General features: G+C 63.5%; 26 protein-coding genes, 1 tRNA gene and 3 pseudogenes. 22 read left to right on the top strand and 8 right to left on the bottom strand.

The features are described 5' to 3' along the window. Positions 1-87: 87 nt before the first annotated feature. The 4 genes from AUC71_RS17135 to AUC71_RS19860 all read left to right on the top strand — a co-directional run bounded on the left by AUC71_RS17135 (position 88) and on the right by AUC71_RS19860 (position 4,555). On the top strand, positions 88-975 hold the full coding sequence (locus tag AUC71_RS17135) for a multicopper oxidase family protein (RefSeq protein ID WP_069625227.1): 888 nt from the start codon (positions 88-90) through the stop codon (positions 973-975). Between the two features lie 80 nt (positions 976-1,055). Further along, positions 1,056-2,351: a carbohydrate porin gene (locus AUC71_RS17130; RefSeq protein ID WP_158007917.1), complete on the top strand. Its 1,296-nt coding sequence runs from the start codon at positions 1,056-1,058 to the stop codon at positions 2,349-2,351. Positions 2,352-2,577: 226 nt separating this feature from the next. Then, a complete protein-coding gene (locus AUC71_RS17125) occupies positions 2,578-3,927 on the top strand; it encodes a L,D-transpeptidase family protein (RefSeq protein ID WP_083238586.1) in 1,350 nt (449 codons plus the stop codon). Between the two features lie 175 nt (positions 3,928-4,102). Beyond that, a complete protein-coding gene (locus AUC71_RS19860; RefSeq protein ID WP_158007916.1) occupies positions 4,103-4,555 on the top strand; it encodes a copper chaperone PCu(A)C in 453 nt (150 codons plus the stop codon). Between the two features lie 38 nt (positions 4,556-4,593). On the opposite strand, the gene AUC71_RS21640 is transcribed toward AUC71_RS19860, so the two are convergent. Together AUC71_RS21640 and AUC71_RS22920 are read right to left on the bottom strand one after the other, a co-directional pair. After that, positions 4,594-5,313 carry a hypothetical protein gene (locus AUC71_RS21640; RefSeq protein ID WP_244501032.1) on the bottom strand — a complete coding sequence of 240 codons (720 nt, stop codon included), beginning with the start codon at positions 5,311-5,313 and terminating at the stop codon, positions 4,594-4,596. Positions 5,314-5,483: 170 nt separating this feature from the next. Next, positions 5,484-5,960, bottom strand: a pseudogene (locus AUC71_RS22920) (ArnT family glycosyltransferase); the annotation flags it as partial. Positions 5,961-6,275: 315 nt separating this feature from the next. Between AUC71_RS22920 and AUC71_RS17110 the strand changes: the two are divergent. The 4 genes from AUC71_RS17110 (at position 6,276) to AUC71_RS17095 (ending at position 8,483) form a co-directional block, all read left to right on the top strand. Then, positions 6,276-7,037, top strand: coding sequence for a glycosyltransferase family 2 protein (locus AUC71_RS17110; RefSeq protein ID WP_069625230.1), 762 nt, complete (start codon positions 6,276-6,278; stop codon positions 7,035-7,037). A 5-nt stretch (positions 7,038-7,042) separates the two neighbouring features. Continuing rightward, complete coding sequence (locus AUC71_RS17105) at positions 7,043-7,369, top strand: lipid-A-disaccharide synthase N-terminal domain-containing protein (RefSeq protein WP_069625225.1); 327 nt, start codon at positions 7,043-7,045, stop codon at positions 7,367-7,369. A 49-nt stretch (positions 7,370-7,418) separates the two neighbouring features. Then, positions 7,419-8,213 (top strand): phosphatase PAP2 family protein, encoded by a 795-nt coding sequence (locus tag AUC71_RS17100; protein WP_069625224.1) that lies wholly within the window; start codon positions 7,419-7,421, stop codon positions 8,211-8,213. Positions 8,214-8,406: 193 nt separating this feature from the next. After that, positions 8,407-8,483 (top strand) — tRNA-Met (locus AUC71_RS17095). Between the two features lie 137 nt (positions 8,484-8,620). Here AUC71_RS17095 and AUC71_RS17090 read toward each other — a convergent pair. Both AUC71_RS17090 and AUC71_RS17085 read right to left on the bottom strand, forming a co-directional pair. Beyond that, complete coding sequence (locus AUC71_RS17090; protein WP_204376778.1) at positions 8,621-9,121, bottom strand: cytochrome b/b6 domain-containing protein; 501 nt, start codon at positions 9,119-9,121, stop codon at positions 8,621-8,623. Between the two features lie 138 nt (positions 9,122-9,259). Next, positions 9,260-10,066 (bottom strand): TIGR02587 family membrane protein, encoded by an 807-nt coding sequence (locus tag AUC71_RS17085; RefSeq protein WP_158007915.1) that lies wholly within the window; start codon positions 10,064-10,066, stop codon positions 9,260-9,262. A 198-nt stretch (positions 10,067-10,264) separates the two neighbouring features. Between AUC71_RS17085 and AUC71_RS18295 the strand changes: the two genes are divergently transcribed. From AUC71_RS18295 to AUC71_RS17070, 3 genes are all read left to right on the top strand, one after another. Continuing rightward, entirely contained in the window at positions 10,265-11,056 is a 792-nt protein-coding gene (locus AUC71_RS18295) for a COG4315 family predicted lipoprotein (RefSeq protein WP_204376777.1), read from the top strand. Beyond that, positions 11,016-11,318, top strand: coding sequence for a hypothetical protein (locus AUC71_RS17075; protein WP_083238578.1), 303 nt, complete (start codon positions 11,016-11,018; stop codon positions 11,316-11,318). Before AUC71_RS18295 ends, AUC71_RS17075 begins: the two co-directional genes overlap by 41 nt. 119 nt (positions 11,319-11,437) lie before the next feature. Continuing rightward, on the top strand, positions 11,438-12,151 hold the full coding sequence (locus tag AUC71_RS17070; RefSeq protein ID WP_069625219.1) for a ZIP family metal transporter: 714 nt from the start codon (positions 11,438-11,440) through the stop codon (positions 12,149-12,151). 49 nt (positions 12,152-12,200) lie between these two features. On the opposite strand, the gene AUC71_RS17065 is transcribed toward AUC71_RS17070, so the two are convergent. The 4 genes from AUC71_RS17065 to AUC71_RS17050 are packed head-to-tail and all read right to left on the bottom strand — an operon-like array spanning position 12,201 to position 16,004. Then, positions 12,201-12,785: a cytochrome c oxidase assembly protein gene (locus AUC71_RS17065; RefSeq protein ID WP_069625218.1), complete on the bottom strand. Its 585-nt coding sequence runs from the start codon at positions 12,783-12,785 to the stop codon at positions 12,201-12,203. Then, on the bottom strand, positions 12,782-13,159 hold the full coding sequence (locus AUC71_RS19045; RefSeq protein ID WP_069625229.1) for a hypothetical protein: 378 nt from the start codon (positions 13,157-13,159) through the stop codon (positions 12,782-12,784). The genes AUC71_RS17065 and AUC71_RS19045 overlap by 4 nt, the downstream gene beginning before the upstream one ends. 8 nt (positions 13,160-13,167) lie before the next feature. After that, on the bottom strand, positions 13,168-15,702 hold the full coding sequence (gene ctaD, locus AUC71_RS17055; RefSeq protein ID WP_069625217.1) for a cytochrome c oxidase subunit I: 2,535 nt from the start codon (positions 15,700-15,702) through the stop codon (positions 13,168-13,170). Positions 15,703-15,707: 5 nt separating this feature from the next. Then, positions 15,708-16,004: a cytochrome c oxidase subunit II gene (locus tag AUC71_RS17050; protein ID WP_069625216.1), complete on the bottom strand. Its 297-nt coding sequence runs from the start codon at positions 16,002-16,004 to the stop codon at positions 15,708-15,710. A 260-nt stretch (positions 16,005-16,264) separates the two neighbouring features. Here AUC71_RS17050 and AUC71_RS22975 point away from each other — a divergent pair, with 260 nt between their 5' ends. The 11 genes and pseudogenes from AUC71_RS22975 to AUC71_RS21625 all read left to right on the top strand — a co-directional run. Continuing rightward, positions 16,265-16,519, top strand: a complete 255-nt coding sequence (locus AUC71_RS22975; RefSeq protein ID WP_483127817.1) for a c-type cytochrome — start codon at positions 16,265-16,267, stop codon at positions 16,517-16,519. Continuing rightward, entirely contained in the window at positions 16,519-16,701 is a 183-nt protein-coding gene (locus AUC71_RS21630; RefSeq protein WP_069625215.1) for a c-type cytochrome, read from the top strand. Before AUC71_RS22975 ends, AUC71_RS21630 begins: the two co-directional genes overlap by 1 nt. Before the next feature lie 17 nt (positions 16,702-16,718). Further along, positions 16,719-18,794, top strand: coding sequence for a methanol/ethanol family PQQ-dependent dehydrogenase (locus AUC71_RS17040; protein WP_083238577.1), 2,076 nt, complete (start codon positions 16,719-16,721; stop codon positions 18,792-18,794). Next, positions 18,778-19,389: a c-type cytochrome gene (locus AUC71_RS17035; RefSeq protein WP_244501029.1), complete on the top strand. Its 612-nt coding sequence runs from the start codon at positions 18,778-18,780 to the stop codon at positions 19,387-19,389. Before AUC71_RS17040 ends, AUC71_RS17035 begins: the two co-directional genes overlap by 17 nt. A 61-nt stretch (positions 19,390-19,450) precedes the next feature. Further along, positions 19,451-20,425 carry a cytochrome c oxidase subunit II gene (coxB, locus tag AUC71_RS17030; protein ID WP_244501028.1) on the top strand — a complete coding sequence of 325 codons (975 nt, stop codon included), beginning with the start codon at positions 19,451-19,453 and terminating at the stop codon, positions 20,423-20,425. Between the two features lie 130 nt (positions 20,426-20,555). Continuing rightward, positions 20,556-22,047: pseudogene (locus tag AUC71_RS22915) on the top strand (cbb3-type cytochrome c oxidase subunit I). Positions 22,048-22,052: 5 nt separating this feature from the next. Further along, on the top strand, positions 22,053-22,397 hold the full coding sequence (locus AUC71_RS22435; RefSeq protein ID WP_342021900.1) for a hypothetical protein: 345 nt from the start codon (positions 22,053-22,055) through the stop codon (positions 22,395-22,397). Continuing rightward, positions 22,390-23,001 carry a cytochrome c oxidase subunit 3 gene (locus tag AUC71_RS17020; protein ID WP_069625214.1) on the top strand — a complete coding sequence of 204 codons (612 nt, stop codon included), beginning with the start codon at positions 22,390-22,392 and terminating at the stop codon, positions 22,999-23,001. Before AUC71_RS22435 ends, AUC71_RS17020 begins: the two co-directional genes overlap by 8 nt. Continuing rightward, positions 22,994-23,443 carry a hypothetical protein gene (locus AUC71_RS17015; RefSeq protein WP_069625213.1) on the top strand — a complete coding sequence of 150 codons (450 nt, stop codon included), beginning with the start codon at positions 22,994-22,996 and terminating at the stop codon, positions 23,441-23,443. Before AUC71_RS17020 ends, AUC71_RS17015 begins: the two co-directional genes overlap by 8 nt. Next, positions 23,431-24,459, top strand: coding sequence for a cytochrome c oxidase assembly protein (locus AUC71_RS17010; protein WP_069625212.1), 1,029 nt, complete (start codon positions 23,431-23,433; stop codon positions 24,457-24,459). The genes AUC71_RS17015 and AUC71_RS17010 overlap by 13 nt, the downstream gene beginning before the upstream one ends. A 279-nt stretch (positions 24,460-24,738) precedes the next feature. Then, a pseudogene (locus tag AUC71_RS21625) lies at positions 24,739-24,878 on the top strand (quinoprotein dehydrogenase-associated putative ABC transporter substrate-binding protein); the annotation flags it as partial.

Raw genomic sequence — 24,878 nt, 5'->3', positions numbered from 1 at the left:
CTACGAGATCGCGCGTGACGGTGTCCGCAACACGGTGCCTCTGATCCACGACCATCTTCTGCTGCCCACGAGCGCCGCTCCGAATTCTTGGTCGTCGGGGGCAAGCCCGGCGAGTACATCTTCCGCACGCGGGAGATCGACATGGGGCCTGCGGGCGATCCGCACCCGAAGACCACGCTGGCGACGCTGGTTGTGAGCGGAGCCGAACAGACAAAGCTGAAGCTGCCGGACGTCTTTCCGGAGCTGCAAGACCTGAGAACCGCCACGCCGTGTTGCAAGCGCACGTTCGATTTCTCCGAAACCGGCAACGGCGATCAGTTCTGCATCAACAACGTCCAAACCGACATGAGCGAGGTCAACACGTCGGTCCGGATCGGCTGCGTCGAGGAATGGACGGTCAATAATTGCTCAGCGGAGAACCACGTCTTCCATCACCATCAGCTGCAGTTTCAGGTGATCAAGAAGAACGGCAAGGACGTGCCGTTCACCGGCTGGCAGGACACGGTGAACCTCGATTTCCGGGCGGCGGACAAAGCTCATCCCAATCGCTGCAAGTGCGACGACGACGGCAACTGCACTGGCTGCACGTGCCCGACCGCCGAGGACCCGCACGGCTCCGTGGTGGTGCTCGTCCCGTTCCTCGATCCGGTGATCGAAGGCAAAGCCGTCTATCACTGCCACATCGGCGAGCACGAGGATAACGGCATGATGCAGGTCATCAGCATGTCCCCCGATGCCGGACGCTGCGAGGCGGGCACGCCCTCCAATATCGACCGCTTGAAGATGTCGCCAAAGGACCGGGCGCTCTGCAAGCCGAGCGGAAAATACAAGCACCACGAAGACGATCACGGCGACGGCGATGACGACGATCACGCAGCCTGGGAGCGGTTCGAGCGGGACCTGCGGGCCAGCTGGTGCCGTCCGGCAGAAACGCGCGCCACAGCGCAGGCAAACTATTCGCTATGGCAACGCTAGATCATGGATTTCGTCTAGCTAGACAGGGACTTTGGGCGTGGAGCGCGGCGCTCCTTCTCGCCCTGGCGGCGGCGTCGCCGGTGCAGGCTCAAGACCAGACGTTCTGGACGCGGGACACGGTCACGGGCGATTGGGGCGGCGCGCGGACCAGACTCTCCAACAATGGCATCGATTGGAGCCTCACCTATACGGGCGAGGTCTTCGGCAATCTGTCAGGCGGAATTGAAACCGGCGCCGCCTATGAGGACCTCATCAGCCTCGAGGTGGACACCGATCTTGAAAAGCTGATGGGCTGGAAAGGCGGCACCGCCCATGTCTCGCTCTACCAGATCGACGACGGCGGCAGGAACGCCGCGGATTTGGTGGGCTCGATCTCCGATCCCAGCAACATCGATGCGCGGCCGACATTCCGCTTGTTCACGTTGTGGGTCCAGCAGCAGCTCGGCGACACAGGGTCCTTTCGCGTGGGGCAGCTCGCCGCCGACGACGAGTTTCTGATCAGCGACACAGCTGCGGCCCTGATCAACGGCACGTTCGGCTGGGCCAATATCGTCGCCGCCAACTTGCCGGGCGGCGGTCCCGGGTATCCTCTGGCGACTCCAGGCGCACGCCTCGAGCTCGATCCCTCGGACGAGTCAAGTGGTCGGCCGTGTTCAGCGGCGATCCGGCCGGAGACTGTCCACCCGATGAGGACCCGCAAGCCTGCGGACCCGCATGGCACGACCTTCAGCTTCACGGGCGGCGCGCTTTTCATGAGCGAAATTCAGTACCGGCCAGGCGCGTCCGCAAAGGACGACGGCGCTCAGTCGGCCTATAGGCTCGGCGGCTGGTACCATACGGCGGATTTCGCCGATCTGGAGCTTGGCAACGGCAATAAGGGACAACGCGTTTCCCTTGCCGTCGATCCTTCCGACCCGATCGAGCACCAAGGCAATTGGGGCCTCTATGGGGTGGTGGACCAGGTCGTCTGGCAGAACGGTGCGTCCAATATCACGCTGTTCTGGCGCGGCAGTGTGGTGCCCGCCGACCGCAATCTTCTGTCGTGGTACATGGACGGCGGCTTCGGCATTACCGCACCGTTTCGTGAGCGCCCCGACGACGTTCTCACCTTCGGCGTTGCCTACTCGAATATCAGTCCCGACGCCTCCGCCCTCGATCTCGCCACGCGACGCATCGCAGGATCGTCCTATCCGATCCGCAACGGCGAAACAGCGTTCGAGTTGAGCTACACGGCACAGATCACGCCCTGGTGGACCCTTCAGCCGGACCTGCAATACATCGTCCATCCCGGAGGGAACGTGCCGGATCCGGACGATCCGAGCCACGTCATCGAGAACAGCGTCCTGGTGGGATTGCGGACGACAGTCGCCTTTTGAGGTCAAGGCAACACTCGCGCGTAACCGCGGCGAACGGCCCCCCGGGCGCCACCTTTCGGATCGGCGGCAGGCGCGCTACCATGGTCCCCTCGGCGTCGAGGGATCATCGAATTTCCGTCCGGGCGCGGGCTTTCCTTGGGGGGTCACCGTCCATTTTGTGCCACGGAATCATGCGCCTCTTGGCCCGTCCGCATGAGCAAACTGGAAGCCTGGAAATCTCTCCCGCATGGTCACTCGCTCCTTTCTCCGCCGCAGCTTTTCCCTCTCCGTGAACGGCGCGGCCTTCGCCGGCGCCATAGCCGCCCTCCTTCTGTCGCTCTCATCGGGCGCCGCGCAGGCCCAGTTCAACCCCTATCGCGTGTTCACCGATAGCGGGCCCGTGACCCAGGAAGAGAAGGACCGCCGCCAGGCCGAACGCGACGCGCTGCGCGACCGCATCAGCCCGCAATTCCGGATGGACGTGCCGTTCGTGAGCGAGGCCTCGGTCCAGGGCTTGGAGGCGGCCATCGGGCGCTATCGCCAGATTGTGGCGGCCGGCGGCTGGCCGATGGTGCGCGGGGACACGACGCTGCGGCCGGGCGACAGCAGCGCGGAGATCGTCACGATCCGCCAGCATCTCATCATGGAGGGCGATCTGCCGCCGGGCTCCGGCACGAGCGGGCGCTTTGACGATGAGTTTCGCGATGGGCTCACGCGGTTCCAGATTCGCAACGGCCTGCGCGTCTCCGGGTTCCTCGATCAGCGCACCTTGAAGGCGCTCAACGTGCCGGCGCGCGAACGCCTGCGTCAGCTCGAGGCCAACCTGCCCCGCGTCAAGCAGCTGATGAAGATCAACCGATCGCCGCGCTACGTGCTGGTCAACGTGCCGGCCTATACGGCGCAAGCGGTGCAGAAGGGTCAGCTCGCGCTCGACAGCGCCGTCGTCGTCGGCAAGCCTTCGCGGGCCACGCCTCAGGTCGACGCCAAGATCGTGGAGGTGAATTTCTTCCCGGTGTGGAGCGTGCCGGACAGCATCGCCCGCAAGGACCTCATTCCGGCCATCCGCAAGGACATGTCCTATTTCTACGACAACCGGTTCAATGTCAGCCGAACCTGGGGATCGGCGCCGCTCGACCCTCAGCAGGTGGATTGGATGTCGCCGCAAGTGGCCAGCTACAAGTTCCGCCAGGACCCGGGTCCGCAGAACGCGCTCGGTCTGGTGCGCATCAACATGCCCAATAAGCATGCCGTCTATATGCACGACACGCCCCTGAAGCGGCTGTTCAATCAGAGCCAGCGGGCCTTCAGCTCGGGCTGCGTCCGGGTGGAAAGCGTGTGGGAGCTCGTGGCTTGGCTGTTGGGTCCTCAAGGCTGGGACCTGGCAAAGGTCGAGACGCAGGTGGCGAGCGGGGAAAAGAAGAACGTCAAGCTGCGCAGCGCCGTCCCCGTGCATTTCGTCTATCTGACGGCCTTCGCCAATAGCCGCGGCGTCGCCCAGTTCCGGCCCGACATCTACGGCCAGGATGCCGCCGACGACGGTTTCGACGATCAGCCTGATGCGCTGGTCGTCTCGGAGAGCCGCGCCGTCACGCCTTAAGGCAGATCAAACTTTTTCATGGTTTTGGTTGCTATTGCCGCACGGCGACCGACCGCCGCACGCGACACCACGGCGCAACATGGGCCGGGCAGGCGGTCATAAAAGGGGACGAGGAGCAATGCGGCAAGGGACGAATACGGTGAGAGCATTCCATTCGGAGGAGGGCTTGGTTCGGATGACGAGGCTGCGTCTGATCGAGATCGGCGTAGCCGTCGTGCTGACCATGGTCGCCCTTCTGTTCGTCGCCTGGACGGCCTGGGCGGCGGAGGCCCATGGCATCAGCGTCACCGATGCCTGGGCGCGGCCGACCATCGGCCAGGGCCGAACCACGGCGGCCTACCTGACCATCACCAACGAAGGCGCCACGGACGACGTGCTCAAGGCGGTAAAATCCCCCAGCGCCGAGCGCGTCGAGCTACACGAGACCAAGATGACCGGGGACGGCGTCATGCAGATGCGCCCTCTCGAAGACGGTTTGCCCATCCCGGCGGGGGCCACCGCCGAACTCAAGCCAGGCGGGGCCCATGTGATGGTCATGGGGTTGGACGGTGAGCTCGCCGCGGGCGCAGTCTTCCCTCGACGCTCGAATTCGCCGAGGCGGGTTCGGTCGATATCGTGGTGCCGGTAGGCAAAGGCGCCGGTGGCGATCACGCCCACCACTGAAGGCTATTTCGGTTCGCTGCCGTCCGGGTCGTCGAAGCCGGTCAGCCTGCAGGTATAGACGAGGCGTGCCTCGTTCTGCACCAGCGGCACGCGTTTGGCCGGAAACGCTGTGACGTTGGCGAACGCGCCCGTGACGCGCGGAGGGCACGGCGTCAACGACACATAGAGGATCGGCTCCCGCGTGCTCGCGCCAAAGGGCCGCGTCATCTCGTAGTGATCATGAGGCGCGCCGCCAGGATGCCACACTACGAGCGGCACCTGTGAGTCCCGTAGGTAGTAAAGCAACTCCGCCGCCATCTCGCGCGAACCGACAAGGATCGCGCCGTAGCGTTCCTCGGCGAGCCGCTCGCGCACCACGCCGGCTGTGTCCTCCCAGCCAAGCGATGAGCGCAGAAACTTGAGTTGCTCGAACATGGGCCAGGTGCGCGCGAAGGCTGGCGCCGTCGCGATCGCCGCCGCCAGAATGAGGTGTAGACCAAACGAGACATTGAATAGACGCTGCCGTCCCCCTTCGAGCAGGACGGCGGTGACGAAGACGCTGGCCGCGGGGTAGGCCGTCGCGGCCCAATTGCCATGCGCGCGCGACAGCAAAGCCTGCACGACGAGGAGTGCGAGAACCGGCAGCGCGAAGCAAAGCAGCAAGGTCTTGTTCGGATCGCTTGGCCCACGCAACTGCCGAAACCCGGCGCGGGCCAGCACGACAAGCAGGATAGGGCCGAACAAACCGAATTGCGCCCCGAGAAACTCGAGCAGCGCGACGGGGTGAACGTAAGGAGATTGCAACCGATATTGGCGCCGGTGTGCTTTGCCGTCGGGAAGCCGTGCTCGGCGTTCCACACGATGTTGGGCGAGAACAGCGCCAGCGCGATAGCCATGGCGATGATGACGCGGCCGCCCTTGAGGGCCTCGCGCGCCTCGCGGGACATCGCGGCGTGGCAGGCGATGCAGACCAGCGCGTAAATCATTGCCTGTTTGGCGAGAAGGCCGATGCCGATCGCCGCGCCGAGCAGAATGGCGAAGCCCATGCTTTGCCGTTTCACCAGCATGACCCAGAAAAAGAGCATGACGGTCCATAGGAAGATCAACGGCGCGTCGGTGGTGATGAGCAGCGAAGCGTAGGAGACACCGGGCAGCGTGACGAAGACGAGTGCCGCCCAGAAACCGATCCGCGCATCGAACAACGTTCGGCCCGTGAGGAAGAGCATGAAGCCGGAGAGTGTGTAGAGGAGGGGGGAGGCGGCGCGAACGCATGCTTCCGACTGTCCGCAGACCTCGCCTGCGGCGCGGATGACCCAAGCGATGAGCGGTGGCTTCGAAAAGTAGCCAAACGCAAAGTCGCGGGACCAGCTCCAGTACTGGGCCTCGTCCATGACCAGGTCGATCTGCGCCGCCTTCAGCGCCGCAAGCCGAAAGGCGAGGAGGACAGAAAGGCAGGCGGCCGTGAGGAGCAGGTAGCCCCCGTCCGAGAGCGACCGCTCTCGGCCCCTATAGGATACTTGCGTAAGATCTCCGGTGTGCACCGCCGTCGTTCCCGCTTGAGCGCTCTCCCAGTCGCGCCGATTTGGCATGGCTGTTTGTCACCTGCATGTCACCCAGGTCGGGTCATTCATCGGCGCGTAAAATCGGGTCTCACAATCGGCCTTCGCGTTCCGTTTCACGTGTTTTGGGTGTGCCAAGGCGAAGCCATGCGTCTTTCCGTTGTCATTCCCGCGTTCAACGAGGAGGGCAATATCGGCCGTCTGATCGAAGAGACCTACGCCGCCGTGCCCGAGACCATGCTCGGCGAGGTAATCGTGGTCGACGACGCGAGCGACGACGGAACCGGAGCCGAAATCAAGGCTCTGATCCCCCGTTACGACTCGTTGCGTTATATGAGACATGAACGCCGGGCCGGCCAAAGCGCCGCTTTGCGGACAGCGGTGCTCGCCGCGCGCTTCCCCGCCGTCGCCGCCATGGACGGGGACGGCCAGAACGATCCGCACGATATTGCCGGCCTCTTCGAGCGTCTCGGCGCCCCCGGCAAGGAGCCGGCGCTGGTCGGCGGCTTACGGGCGTCGCGCAAGGACACAGGCTCGAAGCGCTTGGCTTCGCGGTTCGCCAACTGGCTGCGGGACAAGGTGCTGGACGACGGCTGCCCCGACACGGGCTGCGGGCTCAAGGTCTATCAGCGCGAGGTCTTTGTCCGGCTGCCCTACTTCACCAGCATGCACCGCTATCTGCCGGCATTCTTTCTGACGTATGGGCACCAGGTGGTTTACGCGCCGGTGAACGATCGCCCGCGGCTCGCGGGCAGGTCAAAATACACCAATCTGGGCCGCGCGTTGATCGGCCTCTACGACCTCGTCGGGGTCAGCTGGTTGCGCAAGCGCACGGCGATCGTGCCCTTGGCCGAGCAGGCCGAGGGAACGGTCGGTGCGGACGTTTATGTCATGAGTCAGAGGGGGTAACGGACATGTCGGGGGGAAGTCTCGTGCAATGGTGGGTGGACACGCCGACCTCGGAGCTCGTTTGGATCGGCGTGGGGCTGTTCGCGCAGACCATGTTCTCCATGCGCTTCCTCCTTCAGTGGATCGCCACGGAGCGCGCCCGCGCCAGCATCGTGCCGGAGACCTTCTGGTATTTCAGCTTCGCGGGCGGCCTGCTTTTGCTGAGCTACGCCATCTACCGGATGGATCCTGTGTTCATCCTCGGCCAGGCCACCGGGCTCGTCATCTATTCGCGCAATATCTACTTTATCTGGTTGGGTAAGCGGGTGTTGGGCCCGCCGGAAGTGGCCTAAGCGGGGCAGGCCGAACCGGCTTCGGATCGAGGGGGGCTCGATCTTGCAAATGCGCTATTTCACGCTGTGCGAACAGGCCGTGCTGGCCCTGTCGCTGTTGGCGATCGGATTTCTCCTGATCGATCCGTTCATGCTGGAGCGCGCCGGGAGGCTCTCGGACAGCGCCTGCGATTTCTTCAAATTCGTCACGGATCTCGGCCGGTCCCACTGGATGCTGTTCCCTACGGCAGCGATCCTCGTCTTCGCTATCGTCATGCGGCGCCGGCATCTCGGCTTTCGCAACGAGGCGGCCTATGGACTGATGATCAGCGCGACCGGGTTCGCCTTTGTCAGCATCGCGGGCGCGGGACTTGTCGCGGTTCTCTTGAAGAACATTCTCGGCCGCGCACGGCCCAAGCTGTTCGACACTGTGGGCCATTTCGACTTTCAGTTCTTCGCCTTCGAGTCGGACTACGTGTCCATTCCCTCCGGGCATGCGACGTCCATCTTCGCTTTCGCCGCTGTGATCGGAATCTTCTGGCCCCGGGGACGATTGCTGCTCTACACGCTCGCGGCCTGGATCGCGCTGAGCCGCGTCCTGATCGGCGTCCACTATTTCACCGATGCGGTGCTCGGCGCGATTCTGGGCATCTCCTTCCCCTTCCTGGTGCGCGACCGGTTCGCGGCGCGGCGCTGGCTGTTCGAATATGCGCCCGGCGGCGGGTACCGCTTGCGCGCGCCGCGGGTCCAGGCGTGGCTGAACTGGCCGGAGGCCGTGCGCCGGTCCCAGGCGCATACTGGCCAGGCCGCCGCCGGCAGGCCGTCGCGGCCGGTCTCCTTCGACGGCCGGCTGCGCGGGGCCTGAACCGGCTTACGCTTTACAAACTCAAGGAAAATCCCCATATAGGGGCAGTCGCGCCGCGGACCGTCCTGGACCCGATCCGGCGCTTCACATCTTCTCCGAACCTGTTATAGGTTCCCCCCTTTCGCGGCGGCTCCTTTCGGATGCCATGCGCCGCGTGAGGCAGAGGCCCTCACTCGAAGGCCTTCAAAATTGACGCGGGGTGGAGCAGCCCGGTAGCTCGTCAGGCTCATAACCTGAAGGTCGTAGGTTCAAATCCTACCCCCGCAACCAATTTTTGCTTTAAATCATGGTGTTACAAGATTTATCCACCCCACATTGAGGCGCGGCCTCAAGGGGTGGGACGCATCAACGACACGCGAAGAGTTTGGGCGGCTTAGATGAGCCGCAGAGTTCGACGATCGGTTGCTCTAAGGTCGCTTGTAGCCAGTGAACTGGGCGCGGACGAGATTTTGACCGTAGACGAAGCTGCGTAACAGCACGCCAGCAATGTGAACGCCGATGACGCCGAGAGCCGCATAGGCGAGCCCTTCGTGCCACGCATCCAACGTCTCCCAACCGTCAAGCCAGCGGCCGTGTGCGGCGATGCCCGTCAGGACCGTCGCGGCAAGAAGCCCCAGCATCGACAAGATCACGTAGCCGCCGCCCGGGCTGTGGCCGGTATAGCGCTCGTGCTGGCGAAGGTGCAGAAGATCCCGGACGTAGCGGAAGACCGTGCGCGGCGGATAGACGAACGCGGCAAACCGTGCGTGACCGGTGCCCAGGAAGCCCCAAGCGATGCGCGCCGCGATCAGCGCGGCTGCGGCATAGCCGGCGTAGACGTGCAGCGCGCGAGGCGCCTCGACCAGATAAGCAATTGCCACGGCGATGACGAGCGCCCAGTGAGCGATCCGCACAAAGGGGTCCCACACATAGACTTCTTGCGGTGGGTTTCTTCGCGGATCGAGCATCGCTGGGCCGGCGCTACTCCGCGGCGCGCAAGTGCTTATTCCGACCCGTTCCCATTTCGTGGCAGCGAATGTCCTGGGTGCCGTGATAACAGAGAGCATTCATGCCGACTTCCACTTAAGGTACACGTGCTTGCGCAACGCCATTGCGAGAAAAACCGCCGAGCCGACGTTCCGTTCCACGGAAATGGACCTCATATACAGAGTGGTCCGAGAACAACGATCAGGGGCACGGTTGGGTCTGTTGCGCGAAAAATAGTTCGGCGGGGAAGAGTGGGCTAAGGCTGGGCCATGCCCTTCCGCGTAGACGATGAGGTGCATCAGGGCCATGGAGAGAAGACACAGCGCCAGGAGGTGCCAAATCCCCATCTTGTAGGAGATCACCGAAACCTCCTCCGTCGGCGCGACGTTGAGCGATAGAAAGAGACCGCCTACCGCCATCAGGAACAGCTCTCCCACATAAGTTCTCTCGATCCGCTGCTTCCCGGGGGCGCCGCCGAGTTGGTTTTGTGCGAGCATCGCGCCAATGCTGGCAGGAAAGAGCTGCATCGAAATTTTCCCGAGGATCTCCTGCAAGGGCATTTCCGCCGTCAAGATCCCAAACAGCCAGAGAAAGGCCGCCCCCGTGCAGGCGCCCACGGCGATTGCGACGAGTGCGTCGGCGACATCGTCGGTCCAATGCACGTTGTTTCTGAAGCCGCCGATGCGTGACAGGCAAACGAGAAGCGGCACCAAGAGCACGAGCAGAAGCGCCAATCGCAGGGGGTCGATATAAAACCCCAGCGACCACAGCTCTTCCGTCATGGTCATCGGCAGCGAGAAGATCAGAGCGCCGGCGAAAGCGCGGCCGAGCCCCGTGGGAAACTCACGGCCTGAGGCGACGTCGGCTGCGGGGGACTGACTTGTCATGATCCAGTGAACTTTGACCGATCTTGCGAGGTCCGGTGCTCCAGAGAGGGGCTGAACCATCTCCGAATGCCCGCCTCGGCATCTCGCGCAAAAAGGAACATCCTCCGCTCCTCTACGTTGAGATCAAAACTGAGGAGCTCCGAATATGGTTCAAGATCTATCCCGAAAAGAAGAGCAAAGAGCTCGCGCCAGGCCTATATGTGGGGTCTGGGAATCGCCGCAATGGTCGCGGTCATCGCCATCGGCGGGCTTGTGCTGACAAATTCCTATGTCGCCCCTGATCGTGCGGGGATGGAGGAAACGACGCAACCTCAAACGGACCTTGTGAACGAGCCCAGCGGCCGGGCCATCGGCGTAGCCACGATCGCCACACGCGACGACCCGGAGCTTGGGACCTACCTAACCGATGGGTTTGGCCGCGCTGTCTATTTGTTCGAGGGTGACGAGCAAGCTGGAGGCCAGGAACAGGCGGAAAGCAAGTGCTACAAGGACTGCGCCAAGGTTTGGCCGCCTGTCACGAGCGCGAGCGCGCCGAAGGCGGAAGGGCAGGTCGACGCGGGGCGGTTAGGTCTCGTCGAACGTCGCGCCGGCTCCGAGCAGGTCACCTATGATGGCTGGCCGCTCTACCATTTCGCCAAGGATTTCGGACCGCGCGAAGCCACCGGTCAGGACGTCGAGGATTTTGGCGCTGAGTGGTATCTCGTGACACCGCAGGGCGAGAAGGTCGGCCACAGGGCGGAAGGCGACGGGTGGCGCCGTGCACCCTACGCTGAGCTTCTTCATTGCAGCGGCATCGATGTTCGTGGCTTGCGCCGCGCAGGGAGCCGAAAGCGGCCCGGGCCATGCCGTGGTGCTGGACGCAGGCCCGTTGGAGCGAGGAGAGTCGTTCGCGTGCAGGATTCCTGTCTCCGTGCGCCACGCCGGTTCGCCACAGCTAAAGCAGGTGAACGTGGTTGCGGAGATCCTGTCCGGAGGCGCGGTGTTGGGTAAGACGGGCTTGGCCTCGGGCCGGCGGCCGATCATCATGAACAGGGAAGAAGGCGGCTTGGATTACGAGCCTGTCCCTCTTCAATTCGAGCTGACGCCTGATCTTTGCCGCCGTGCCGATGGTCTGCGGATCTCCTTCGCGCGCTGTGTTTTTGGTGCGCAGCCTGCAACGGACTGCATCGAGCGAATGCACTTCGCTCAAGCACGCGGCGGCGATCCTCTGTTTCTGCCATTCAGCCAGGAACCGGCGCCAAGCAGCGACTAAGACCCGGCGTGCGGTAGGAACGTGACGAACAGCTGTTGAGGCGGATTCGTTCACCAAGGCCCCTTTGAGACGCCGGCAGAGCGGTGAACATCGCCGTCCGCCGCGTGTTATGACGATGCATGTCTGATTTCGTCTTCGTGCTGACGCTTGCGCTTCTTCCTGTCGGGGGAAACCTCGTCGGGACGCTTCTGGCCGAGAGCGTGCGCACGCCGAGATGGATCGTGGGGGCTGCGCTTCATGCGGCGGCTGGTATTGCCATCGCCGTCGTCAGCATCGACTTGATGCCGCGCATTCTCCCAAGCACCCCGACCTGGGTGCTGATTTCCGCGTTCCTGGCCGGCGCTGCGGTCGCGCTTTCTCTGGCACTTCTGGTGAGAAGGGTGAGGGGCGCGCGTGCATGGATGGTTTCCGTTGCTATTGCCGCCGATCTCTCGAGCGACGGGCTCATGACCGGTGTAGGCGCCGCGGTGGCGAGCGGCCTCGGCCTTTTGATCGCTGTGAGCCAATCGGTGGCGAACATTCCTGGAGGTTTCGCCGCCGCGGTGAGTTTGCAGCAGAACGGCGTCTCCAAGCGTAAGCGTCTGACTGTCGCGGCGATGCTTGCCATCCCGGCGGTCGTGAGCTGCGGACTCGGCTATTGGCTGTTGCGCGACGCGAGCACGATCACACAGAACGCGGCGTTGGCGGCGATCATCGGCATCTTGCTGGTCACGACAGTCGAGGATGTCATTCCCGAAGGAGACGCTTCGCCGCGCCTGCCGCGGTGGGTCTCAACCGTGGCGCTGGCCGGAGGCTTCGTCGGGCTCGCGTTGCTTTCGACCTATCTTGGCTGAGGCTTGTCCAGGTATCGCGGATGCTCACGCGTTTCCCCTGCAGGCGTTCTCAAAAGACCGGCGAGCAGCCAGAGTCCCGCCACGAGGTAGACGGTGCCGCCGACGACAAGCATGAGCAAGCCCCCGAGTTGCTGATCGGCCAAGGCGGCATCGCCCTGATGATGATAGAGGGGACGGGGGCTAGATTGAGCAGGGCGCCGAGCAGCGCCATGTGCATGGAGGTCAGCAGCATACCGATGACCCCGATCGCGGCGCGTCGCTCGCCGCCCCCGGCGGTGCCGACCGCCGACAGCCAAAGTAGTAGACCGACGGCAAGAAAGCTCGCCTGCTCAATGACGAATACCCCAGTGCTGCCCCGGGACGCATCGTGAAGGCCGGGAGCGTGCCAGGCCCACACGACGACGAGTTCGGCGACCGAGGCGAGGATCGGGTTCAAGAGCCCGAGTGAAGCCAAGCGCGCGTCGATTCGGGTGCCGCTGAGGCCCATTGCGATCAGCGGCGCGGCCCCGGCGATGAGGATGAGATGCAAGCCCATATGCGCCGCGAAGCTGGTTCCCGCAAGTTGAGGCAGCGGCCCGAACCAGGCGACGGCGAGGAGGTAAAGGCCGCCGAGAAGGTACACCGTGCGGCTCATCTGCAACTCGATACGAATAGAACCGTCATGCCGACATAGATCGTGGCCACGGCGCTTAGGCCGGCCAGCAGGAACGCCGCCCGGCCGACGAAACGACGGCGGATCGGGAGTGAATTCTCGTCCACCGCCCATTCCGCGTTGAGTGCGCGGCGCCAATCGTCCACGGCCTGGATGCCGGCGACAGCAATCCCGATAAGCGCAATCAACGTTGCCGCACCGATCGCAATCTTGAGAACGTAGAAGTCGGCGACTGGATCGGCAGATTTGGCGCAGAAGATCGCCGCCGTGATGTAGCAGAACAAGAAGTGCACCGCCCAAATCGTCGGGCCGGCGACCAGAGACCAGAGACTGTCTCGATAGTAGAGCCTCACCATGGTCAGTCTCATGCGGCCAGCGGAAACAGGGCCACGAGCATCGGCGCGAGAACGCCGGTGATCGCAGCGAAGTGCCAATAGAGCGTAACGTTGCAGATATCGATGTCGTATCGCGGGGTCAGGCGTCCGGCCAAGCTGCGGGCGAAACAATAGGCCAGCATTATCGCGCCGATGCCGATATGGCCGACGGTCCAAAGCGCCAGTATCCAGACGATGGCGGGATAAGCGTGGAGGCGCGGGTCGAGGCCGTCGACATAAGGCCCGGCGAGAAGAGCCGCCACGGACAGCAGCGCGAGCACGATCGCACCGACCATGGCCAAGCGAGACGCAAAGACCGCACCGGTCAAATTCCAGTACCGGGCGCCGAGTGTCAGCAGCCATGTGCCGACAACGGCGGCGACACCGAGCGCGTAGTAAATCAGCGCCCCTTCGCTCGTGACGTCGTTCGGAAAATCGCTGCGGATCGTCCAATAGAAGAAGTAAGCGAAAATCAGGCTGGCGAAGGCGGCAGCATCGCCGAGCATGGTGATGAACATTGCCCACCAGCCGACGGACTGAGGTCCGGATTGATAGAGCGGCAGGCTCAGGCCGAACCCGACATCCTTCTCGTCTTTTTCGGGAATTTCAGCCGTACCCGTCCATAGCCAAAAGAGCAGGGACGCCAGGGCAAGGATCCCGGCCGCCAGTGTAGGCCAATAGAGGTGGAAGGTTGCCGCGATGAACGCGGCGCCGGTGAAGCCCGCGGTGATCATCGGCAGGAAGGAAGGGCCGGGCACACGCAGACACTGGATCGGCTCCGCGTCGAGAACCGACGTGACCATCGTTTCGCGCCGCAGCTCCTGGGCGTCGGGTAGATAGAACTCGCCGCGATCGACCTTTCCGATGAAGTCCGGGTCCTTCCACAGCGGATATCGGTGCTTCACGACGGGAATCGAGCGCACGCCCCAGGGCTTGTCAGGCATTTCCTCGAGCCATTCGAGCGTCCCGGCGTTCCAGGGATTGCGTTCGCAATAGGGCTGGTTGCCCTTCGGCCGGAGAATGTCGATGACGATCAGTGCGAAACCGGCGGCCAGCGTGAACGCGCCGATTGTGGAGATGAGATTGAGCCAATCCCACCCCAGTCCTTCCGGATAGGTGTAAACGCGGCGCGGCATGCCGCGCAGTCCGGTGAAGTGCATGGGCAGGAAGGCGACGTTGAAGCCGACGAACATCAGCCAGAAGCCGATACGTCCGACCTTCTCCGACAGCGCCTTGGCGGTTACGAAGGGGAAGTAATAGTAGACGCCGGCGATCACCGGAAACAGCATGCCGCCGATCAGCACGTAATGCAGGTGAGCCACGACGAAATAGGTGTCGTGTGCCTGCCAGTCGAATGGCGCCATGGCCACCATCACGCCGCTCAAGCCGCCGAGCACGAAGATGGCGAGCGCGCCTGCCGCGAACAGCATCGGCACGGACCGCACCACCCGCCCGAGCATGACTGTGGCGATGAACGCGAAGAGCTGTACCGCCGTGGGGATCGCGACGGCGGTCGAGGCCGCCGAGAAGAATCCGAGCGAGACCGAGGGCAGCCCCGTCGTGTACATATGATGGACCCAGAGCCCGAAGCTCAGGAAGCCCGTACCGACGGCGGCCAGCACGATCCACGAATAGCCCACCACGGGGCGCTGCGCGAAAGTCGGTACGATCATCGCCATCAGCGCGACGCCCGGCAGGAAGATGATGTAGACCTCCGGATGGCCGAAAATCCAGAACAGGTGTTGCCACAGCAGCGGTGAGCCGCCGCGGTCCGCGTCGAAGAACGGCCAATCGAAAGCCCGCTCCATCTCGAGCAAAATGTCGCCTGCGATCAGAGGCGGAAACGCGAAGAGGATCATGCCGCCGACGACGAGCGTGTACCAGGCATAGAGCGGAATGAGATTGATGCGCATGCCAGGCGCGCGGAACTTGAGCACGCCGACGATGAGCTCTACCGCGGCGGCGATCGACGCGATCTCGATGAACGAGAGGCCGAGCAGCCAGATGTCGGCGCCGATCCCGGACTGAACCGGATCCGTCGTCAGTGGCGGATACATGAACCAGCCGCCGCTCGGCGCCGCCGTGAAGAAAATCGAACCGCAAACAAACACGCCGCCGATCAGGAAGCACCAGAAGCCGAAGGCGGAAAGGCGCGGGAAGGGCAGGTCGCGCGCGGCGAGAAGCTCGGGCAACAGAAGAATCGCCACGGCTTCGAGGATCGGCACGGCGAACAGGAACATCATCACCGAGCCGTGCAGGGTGAAGAGCTGGTTGTAGAGATCGGGCGAGACGAGATCGTTTTCGGGGACGGCGAGCTGCGCGCGCATGATCAGCGCCGAGACGCCGGCGAAGACAAGAAAGCCGAGCGCCGTCAGCGTGTACCACTGGCCCACTTCCGAGTTGTTCACCGCCGACCAGTAGCGCCAGCTTTTCGGTGCGGACCACGCCGTCAGCAGACGGTCTTCCTGTTCCTTCCGGAGTTGCTCCCGGTCCTCTCGCGAAGTTGTGGTCTCGTTGTCGGTCATCGAGGCTAACCGGCTCCCGAGTAAGCGCGAAGTTGCCCCATCAGCAGAAGGCCGTAGACCAGCAAGGCGGTGAGCACGGCTATCGAGAAGATGACGCCCCCGCCGAGGATCAGGAGATTCGCGGCGCCTTCAGGCGGAGGATCCGAATCCCGGCGCCGCGCCGCATAGAACGCGAGCGCCATCACGCCGACCCAGATGACGAGCGCGCCGACGAACATGACCCAAAACAGATCTGCCAAGCGGCGCGCATCGTACCCGGCAGGATCGAGAGACGACTGCGGGCCGTCGCAAGCAACGAGCATAAGGGCCGCCAGCCCGGCCGGGCCGATCCTGGCCCAACCAATGCAGCGCTGCCAGAAAGTTTCGGTCTTTCCCAGCCCAGCCTCTCGGAATTTGTCTGCGTTATTCGGGTTTCCAACGCAGGCCGCGACAAAAAGTTCTTTCTGAGGCACGGGCGGTTCTTCTTTGCCCGGGGAACTATTGCGCGCTCCCCGCGTAGACTCTCAGGCGGGAGCGCAAGGATTGCCGCACCTTGTGCTGGATTTGAGCCAGCGAGGTTTCCTTGAACACGAGCGAAAACAATGGACTTGCTTCTGCGGGGCGCGTCCGGATCGCGGGCGTAACGATTGCCTTCGCGCTTCTTGCCGGGTCTGCACTCCCCTTAGGGGCGGCGCCGGACAGTTCCCATGGTGCCGAGATCTACGTCCGGGCGAATTGTTCGGCCTGCCATGGCGGACTGGGTTATGGCGGAGCCGGACCCCGATTTCGCAACGACAAACTGCTGTCCGCCGATACCTATGTCGTAGGCAGATCTTGATGGGCCGCGGCATCATGCCCGCCTTCAAGGACAGGCTCTCCGATGAGGAGATCGCTGCCGTCGCGACCTACATCCGGACGAGCTGGGGCAACGACTTCGGCCCGGTTTCGTCCACCCGCGTCGCCGAAATTCGCAAATCGATGACTGAGACCGACGGGGGCGGCGGCTCCCCACCACAATGAGCTGTTGGATTGGAATCATGACAAGAGAGCTTCGCGCCATCGTCGTCTTCGCCGTTCTTTGTGCGACCGGCCTTCTCGTCGTGGTGGCCGCGCATGCGCAGCCCCAAGACGATGTGCAAAATGAACCTGGAACAAGTGAGGGCAGTTCGATCCCCGCGCGCGAGCTGGCCAATCCGGTGACGCCGCCACAAGCCGAGGACACGGCAGACGACACCGCACCCGAAGTCGATCCACCCGCAGCCTCTGTGGAAGACGAGCAGGACGAGACGCAGCACGGAGAAACCGCGATCTACAGCAATGACACCGACGATGCCGCGAAACCCGCATCGGGGCTGGAGGCGCTCAGCGCCGATCCCAAGCAGTGGCCCATGGCCGGACGCGACTACGGGCTGACGCGGTTCAGCGAACTCAACGAGATCAACATCGAGAACGCCGGCCGGCTGCAGATGGCGTGGACGTTCTCGCTCGGTACCAACCGTGGCCAGGAGGCCGCGCCGCTGATCATCGACAATGTGCTGTACGTCGTTGGCCCCTATCCGAACCGTGTGTTCGCGCTCGACGCGACGACAGGCGAGCTCAAATGGATGTATACGCCGAAGCCGAACCCTGCGGCGCAAGGGGTGGCGTGCTGCGACGTGGTCAACCGCGGTCTCGCCTATAACGACGGCAGGATCTTCCTCAATACGCTCGATGCGCACACGGTGGCGCTCGACGCCAAGACCGGCAAGGAGATCTGGTACATCAAGCTCGGCGAGATCAATCGTGGCGAGACAATCACCATGGCGCCGCTGGCGGCGGCGGGGAAAGTTTTCGTCGGGAATAGCGGCGGCGAGATGGGCGTGCGCGGTTGGCTGACGGCGCTCGACCAGGAGACCGGTGAGATTGCCTGGCGCGCCTACTCCACAGGCCCGGACGAGGACGTGCTGATCGGCGACGACTTCGAGCCTTACTACGACCATTACAAGGAAAAGGATCTCGGCGTCTCGTCGTGGCCGCCCGATCATTGGAAGAATGGCGGCGGCACGGTCTGGGGCTGGGTCTCCTACGACCCCGAGCTGAACCTGGTGTTCTACGGTACGGCAAACCCCGGTCCGTGGAATTCGAATCAGCGCCCAGGAGACAATCTGTGGACCACGACGCTATTCGCGCGGGATGCCGACACGGGTCGGGCGAAATGGGCCTACCAGGTCAATCCGCACGATCTCTGGGACTACGACGAGATCAATGAGAACATCCTGCTCGATCTCGAGATCGACGGCAGAGCGCGTAAGGTGCTCGTGCACGTCGGCCGCAACGGCTTCATGTATGTCATGGACCGGAAGACCGGCGAGATCATCTCCGCCGACAAATACGGCAACACGAACTCGATCGAGCGCATCGATCTTGAGACCGGCCGGCCGATCGAGAATGAATCGATGAAGCCCGAGCTTGGCAAAGTCATCCGCAATGTCTGCCCGGCATCGCCTGGCGCGAAGGATTGGCAGCCGAGCGCCTGGTCGCCGCGCACGAAGCTCCTCTACGTGCCGCACCAGAATCTCTGCATGAACTTCAAGACATCGGAAGTCGGATATATCGCGGGTACGCCGTTCGTCGGCGCCACGGTCGACATGTATGCCGGGCCGGGCGGCCATCGCGGTGAGTTCCTGGCCTGGGACCCGATCAAGCGAGAGAAGGTCTGGGCCATCAAGGAGCACTTCCCGGTTTGGAGCGGCACCGTCGTGACCGCCGGAGACGTCGCGTTTTACGGCACCATGGACCGCTGGTTCAAAGCGGTGAACGCCAAGACCGGCGAGCTCTTGTGGAAGTTCCGCGCCGGCTCCGGATTCATCGGCCAGCCGGTTACCTACGAGGGCAGTGATGGACGTCAATACGTAGCCATCCTGTCGGGCGTCGGCGGTTGGTCCGGCGCGGTGGCCGCCGCCGAGATCGATCCTCGCGTACGGAACGGCGCGCTCGGCTTCACCGGAGCCATGCAGGATCTGCCGGCCTATACGCTCGGGGGCAGCGAGCTGCTCGTGTTTGCCATCCCCGAAACGGATCGCGCCGAGGCACGCAACACTTATGGTGGAGGTGATCATGCCGCACGCCAATAAGTTCCTCTGCTCTTTCGCGGCATTGGGTGCCCTGTTCTTCGCCTCGGAGGCCGCGGCCCAAGCTCATTCGCATGCGGATCACGCAACGACGGAAAACGCCCCGTCCGATTTTCTCGACGTGCCCGCGACCTCGCTCATTCCGGGCGACATCAAGATCAAGCCAGGCGTCAAAAATCCTGCCGCCGAGGATTCGGGATCGGCGCAGCGCGGTATGAAATATTTCGCGAATTTCAATTGCAGCGGCTGTCATGCCGCCAATGGCGGCGGCGGCATGGGCCCCGCGCTCAGCAACCGCGCGTTCATCTACGGCGACGAGCCGGAGCAAATCTATCTGTCGATCGCGCAAGGCCGTCCGGCCGGCATGCCCGCCTGGGGCACCGTGCTGCCCAAGCCGGTGATCTGGGACCTTGTCAGCTATATCCGCAGCATCAGCGATGCGCCCAATCCTCAATGGGGAAGCACGACATCGCTCGAAGCATTCACGATCGAACAGGTGCCGGCGGAGTTCAAGGAAACGCCGGATCCTTGGAAATACACCGAGCCCTTCAGTTTCGGCCAGCAACCGCGGCCGAAGAAAGCGGCCGGGGAGGGCTGAGGTCTTTAAGGGGCTGAACAGACGCCGCGCGCGGCCGTGTCGCGGCACCACAGGTTAAACGATGAATTCGCCGACAGCTGCTGACATGCCGATGAGCTATCTGCAGGCCTTCGGGCTGAAGGCGAGCCAGGTGCTTCCTTTGACCTGGGGCCTGTTGCTCATCTCGCTCGCGGTGATCGCCGTGGTGAGCGTCCTTCTGGTGCGGGGCTTGTTCAGGTCGCCCAAGACGACCGTGGACGGCCCCGATTCGGCGCCCGTCGAGCGCCCCGTCGCCGGCACCTCTTGGATCACCATTGGCGTTGGTATCTCGGCCTTCGTCTTGTTCCTCTCTGCGGTATGGACCATGGCGACGCTGGCGCAGATCGGCCGGCCGCCGCAGGAGCCGGCCTTTACGGTCGAGGTGATCGGACACCAATGGTGGTGGGAGATTCGCTATCTCAGCGACCAGCCCGCCCGCAACTTCACCACCGCCAACGAGATTCATATTCCGGTGGGTGAAACGGTTGCGGTGAAATTGATCAGCCGCGACGTAATCCATTCCTTCTGGGTCCCTGCGCTCGGCGGCAAGACGGACCTCATCCCGGGACAGACCAATGTGACGTGGATGGAAGCCGATAAGCCCGGCGTCTATCGCGGGCAATGCGCCGAGTATTGCGGCCTTCAACATGCGCATATGGCCTTGACCGTGGTGGCCCAAGAGCCGGAGGCGTTCGAGGCGTGGCGCGCCGGACAACTCGAGCCGGCGTCGGAGGCAAATACCGAGCGCGTTCAAGCCGGCCTCACGGCCTTCATCCAGAAATGCGGCATTTGCCATACGGTGCGGGGCACGCGCGCGCAGGGCATTGTCGGACCCGACCTCAGCCATCTCATGGAGAGACGCACGCTTGCCGCGGGCACGCTGCCGAACACGCCGGGCAATCTGGCCGGCTGGATCGCCGATCCGCAGCACGTCAAGCCGGGCAACTTCATGCCTCAGCCGGAGATCTCCGCGGTCGAGCTGCAGCGCATCCTAGCATTCCTCGAGACTCTCGAGTGACCATGAGCGACATAGCCCACAACGACTATCGACAGAGCGCCGGCCTCGCCGCCGCTGAGGACAGTCTCTTACTGCAAAGCTCGACAAGATTTGGGAGACGGCTCCCGGCCTCTACGGCTGGATCTCGACGGTGGATCACAAAGAGATCGGCATTCGCTACATCGTCACCGCCTTTGCCTTTCTCATTCTCGGCGGCCTGGAGGCGCTCGGCCTTCGCATTCAACTCGCGCAACCCGAGCAGCATGTTCTGACGCCGGAACAGTACAATCAGCTGTTCTCGATGCACGGCATCACGATGATCTTCCTCTATGCGGGGCCGATCCTGTCGGGCTTCAGCAACTATCTCTGGCCTCTGTTGCTGGGCGCGCGCGACATGGCGCTGCCGCGGCTCAATGCATTTTCGTATTGGGTCTACCTGCTGGCCGGTCTTTTCATCTACGCGAGCTTCGCGTTGGGCGTCGCGCCCAATGATGGGTGGTTCAACTACGTTCCGTTCGCGGCCAAGGAATTCAATCCCGGTCCCAATATGGATTTCTATGCGCTGGGACTCATTTTCCTCGGATTGTCCACCACCGTCGGCGCCATCAACTTCATGGTGACTGCGTTTCGGATGCGCGCGCCCGGCATGTCCATCAATCGCGTACCGATCTTGATATGGGGCACCCTTACGGCCTCCGCCGGCAATCTTCTCGCTGTGCCTGCCGTCAGCCTTGCCTTCTTCCTGCTGTGGCTCGACAGGCAGTTCGGCACGCATTTTTTCGACGACCAGGCCGGCGGGCATCCTCTGCTTTGGCAGCATCTATTCTGGATGTTCGGCCATCCTTGGGTCTACGTCATCGTGCTTCCCGCGATGGGCATCGTTTCCGACGCGCTGCCTGTGTTCTGCCGGAGGCGCTGGTCGGCTATACCGCGGTCGCGTTGGCTACGGTCAGCACCATGATCTTGGGCTTTGGCGTGTGGGTGCATCACATGTTCGCCGTTGGCCTGCCCAATACGGCGCTGTCGTTCTTCAGCGCGGCCTCCATCGTCATCGCTATTCCCAGCGCCGTTGCCGTGTTCGCCTGGCTGGCGACGATCGCCACGGGGCGCCTCGTGATCAATACGGCCTTTATGTACTTCGCCGGCTTCGTCGCGTTGTTCGTCATCGGCGGCGTGTCCGGCTTCATGACCGGCTCGGTGCCCGTGGATTGGCAACTGACGGACACGTATTTCGTCGTGGCGCACATCCATTACGTGCTCATCGGTATCAACCTATTTCCGGTGATGGGCGGGATCGTGTTCTGGTTCCCCAAGATGACCGGCCGCATGATGGATGAGCGGCTCGGCAAATGGAGCTTCTGGACGACGTCATTGGCTTCAACCTGGCCTTCTTCCCCATGCATTTGACCGGCCTTCTGGGGATGCCGCGCAGGATTTACACCTATCCCCATGAGCTTGGCTGGGGGACGCTCAACCTCGTGACCACGGTCGGGTCGTTCGTCCTCGCCGTCGGCATCCTGATCTTCCTCGTGGACGTCGTCGTCAGCCTTCGCCGGGGCGCCGTCGCCGGACCCAACCCCTGGACGCGCCGACGCTCGAATGGGCGACCTCCTCGCCGCCGCCGCCCTACAACTTCCCGGTAATCCCGGTGGTCGCGAGCAGGCACCCGCTATGGGAGGCCCGTCTCGACGAGCAGGAGGGCCGGACGGAAACCGGCCGCGGGCTCGCGCTCGACGACGGCCGTGAGGTCGTCGTGACCTCCGCCCTCGACGGCGAGCCCGAGGCCATTCTCAAGATGCCGGGCGACTCGCCGCTGCCCTTCCTGCTCGCCGTGACGCTGACCACGTCGCTCACCGGGCTGCTCACGCATCTGTGGTGGCTGGCGGGGTTTGCCGGCATCGCCAGCGTGGGACTGATCATCGCCTGGGTCTGGCCGAGGCCCGAGCTTGCCCAGGTCGCGGCGCTCGACCGCGCGGAGCTGCCCCATGGTTGAGCCACGCAAATCCGTCATCACGCTGCCGCTGGGCAGCATCGGCCATTTGACCAATGGCTGGTGGGCGATGCTGTTCATCATCCTCACCGAGGGTGCGCTGTTCGCTTATCTGCTCTTCGCCTATTACTATTTGGCGGTTCAGCCGCAGACGGCGTTTCCGCCCTCCGGCGTCATGAGCCTGCGTCTGTCGCTGCCGAATACGTTCGTCCTCCTGGCGAGCAGCGCCGCCGTGTGGTGGGGCGAGCAGGGCATCAAGCGCGACAAGACCGGTCAAGTGGCCGCAGGCTTCGGGATCGCTTTCGTGCTCGGCGCCATCTTCGTCGGCGTGCAGCTGGTCGAATGGGCCGAGAAGCCCTTCACCTTCGCCACGAGCGCCTACAGCTCGCTCTACTTCACCGTCACCGGGTTCCACATGGCGCATGTTGCGGCGGGACTGATCATGCTGGCGGCACTCTTCGTCTGGACGCTGCTTGGTTATTTCGACCGCGCGCGAAACGCGCCGATTTCCATCGGCGCCATCTATTGGCACTTCGTCGACGCCGTGTGGCTCGCCGTGTTTCTGACCTTTTACGTCACGCCTTATCTGGGGCTCGGCCATGGCTGACCATCATCTTGCAGCCCTCGCAGACCTCGAGCATCCGGCGCCCCACAGGGAGCGCGTGCTGCTCGCCGCGCTGATCTTCGGGCTCCTCGCCGCGCCCCTGGCTTGGGCTTTACAGCTCGTCATCAACTATGCCGCCTCCAGCTATGTTTGCTTCCCGGGAGACGTTCCGCACACCGGCGTCGGCGAGGACCGCGTGTGGATGATCCTGTTGATGGTCGAGCTGGTCGCGCTCGCGGTGGCGATTGCCGGGGCCGCGGTGGCTGAGCGGAGTTGGAACACCACTCGTCACGAGACCTCGGGCCATGCGCAAGCGATGGTCGATGTCGGCCACGGCCGCACGCGCTTCCTCGCGATGTGGGGGCTGATGCTCAGCATCGGCTTCGCGCTTGCAATCGTCTTTTCGTTGGTCGGTCTATTCATGGTGCCGCTATGCGGGTCGTAAGCGCTGCAGCCCTGGCCGCACTGGTCGCTCTATTCTGCGATTCAGCGGCCGCCCATTTCGTCGAGGATCCGGCCAGCCATCCGGTGCAGTGGAGCTTCGATGCCTGGGTCGTGGCGAGTCTGGCCACGGCCATTCTGCTTTACGCGCTCGGCCTCTACCGCCTCCATACCGAAGTCGGGCCGGAGCGCGTGCTCGACCGTTCGCGGGTTGCCGCTTTTGCCGGGGGCATGATCGTGCTGTTCATCGCTCTGTGCTCGCCGGTCGATACCATCGGCGGAGAACTGTTCTCCATGCACATGGTGCAGCATCTGCTTCTGATGCTGTTGGCACCGCCACTTCTCGTGTGGAGCCGTCCAAACATCGCCTTCGTTTGGGCCTTCTCACCCGATTGGCGCAAGCGCATCGGCCGCTTTTGGACCGGTGCGGGGCTCGGCCGTGCCACGCAGGCCCTGATGCATCCTCTTGTGGTGTTCGTCCTTTTTTCGGGCAGCTTTGCCTTCTGGCACCTGCCCGGGCCCTACCGGGCGGCGCTGCACAACGACTTCATCCACGCACTGGAGCATTTGAGCTTCTTCCTGACGTCGCTCGCGTTCTGGACTCTCGTGATCGAGCCGTCGGGCCGGCGGCGCCTGAGCTATGGCGGAGGCCTCGTGTTTGTCGCGCTGACCGCCGTGCTCTGCGCGTTGCCCGGCGCGCTGATCGTGCTGGCGCCGCGCGCGCTTTATCCGGATCACGCGGCCGGCGCCGCGGGCTGGGGGCTCAGCTTGATGCAGGACCAGCAACTGGCCGGGCTCTTGATGTGGATCCCCGGCGGCATCGTCTACCTGCTCGCCTGCGTCTGGCTGTTCTTGTGCCTGATGGACGATGCGGAGCAGAAGGCAGTCGCCCGGCATCGCAGCCTTGTGACGATGGCTCTTCTCGCCATCGTGGTCCCGCCTCTGCTGGGCGGCTGCGATCTGGCCGAAAGCACGCCCAAGGAGGCCACGTCGGCAACGCGGCGCGTGGCGCCGAGCTGATCAAGCAGCATGGCTGCGGCGGCTGCCACATCATCCCGGGCATCCGCCGCGCCGACGGCCTCGTCGGCCCGCCGCTCAACCATATGGGCAAGCGCGTCTACATCGCCGGTCTCTTGCGCAATACGCCCGCCAACATGATCAAATGGCTACGAGACCCCCAGGCGTCGTGCCCGGCAACGCGATGCCCGACATGGGGCTGAGCGAGGATCAGGCGCGCGATATCGCCGCCTATCTGTCTACTCTGGAGTGAGCACGATGATCCGCACCAATTTGCGAGGCATGGCGGTGTGCACGATCTGCGCGGTTGCGTTGGGGGTTGTCCTCACGAGCGGGACGGCCGCGGCACGCGAGCTTCGCGTCTGTGCCGATCCCAACAATCTGCCATTCAGCAATGCGCAAATGGAGGGCTTCGAGAACAA

Origin of the sequence: Methyloceanibacter marginalis, assembly GCF_001723295.1 — a bacterium.
GTDB classification, from domain to species: Bacteria; Pseudomonadota; Alphaproteobacteria; order Rhizobiales; family Methyloligellaceae; genus Methyloceanibacter; species Methyloceanibacter marginalis.
The sequence above is the reverse complement of the archived record's forward strand: the minus strand, read 5'-3'. Positions and strand labels throughout refer to the sequence as shown.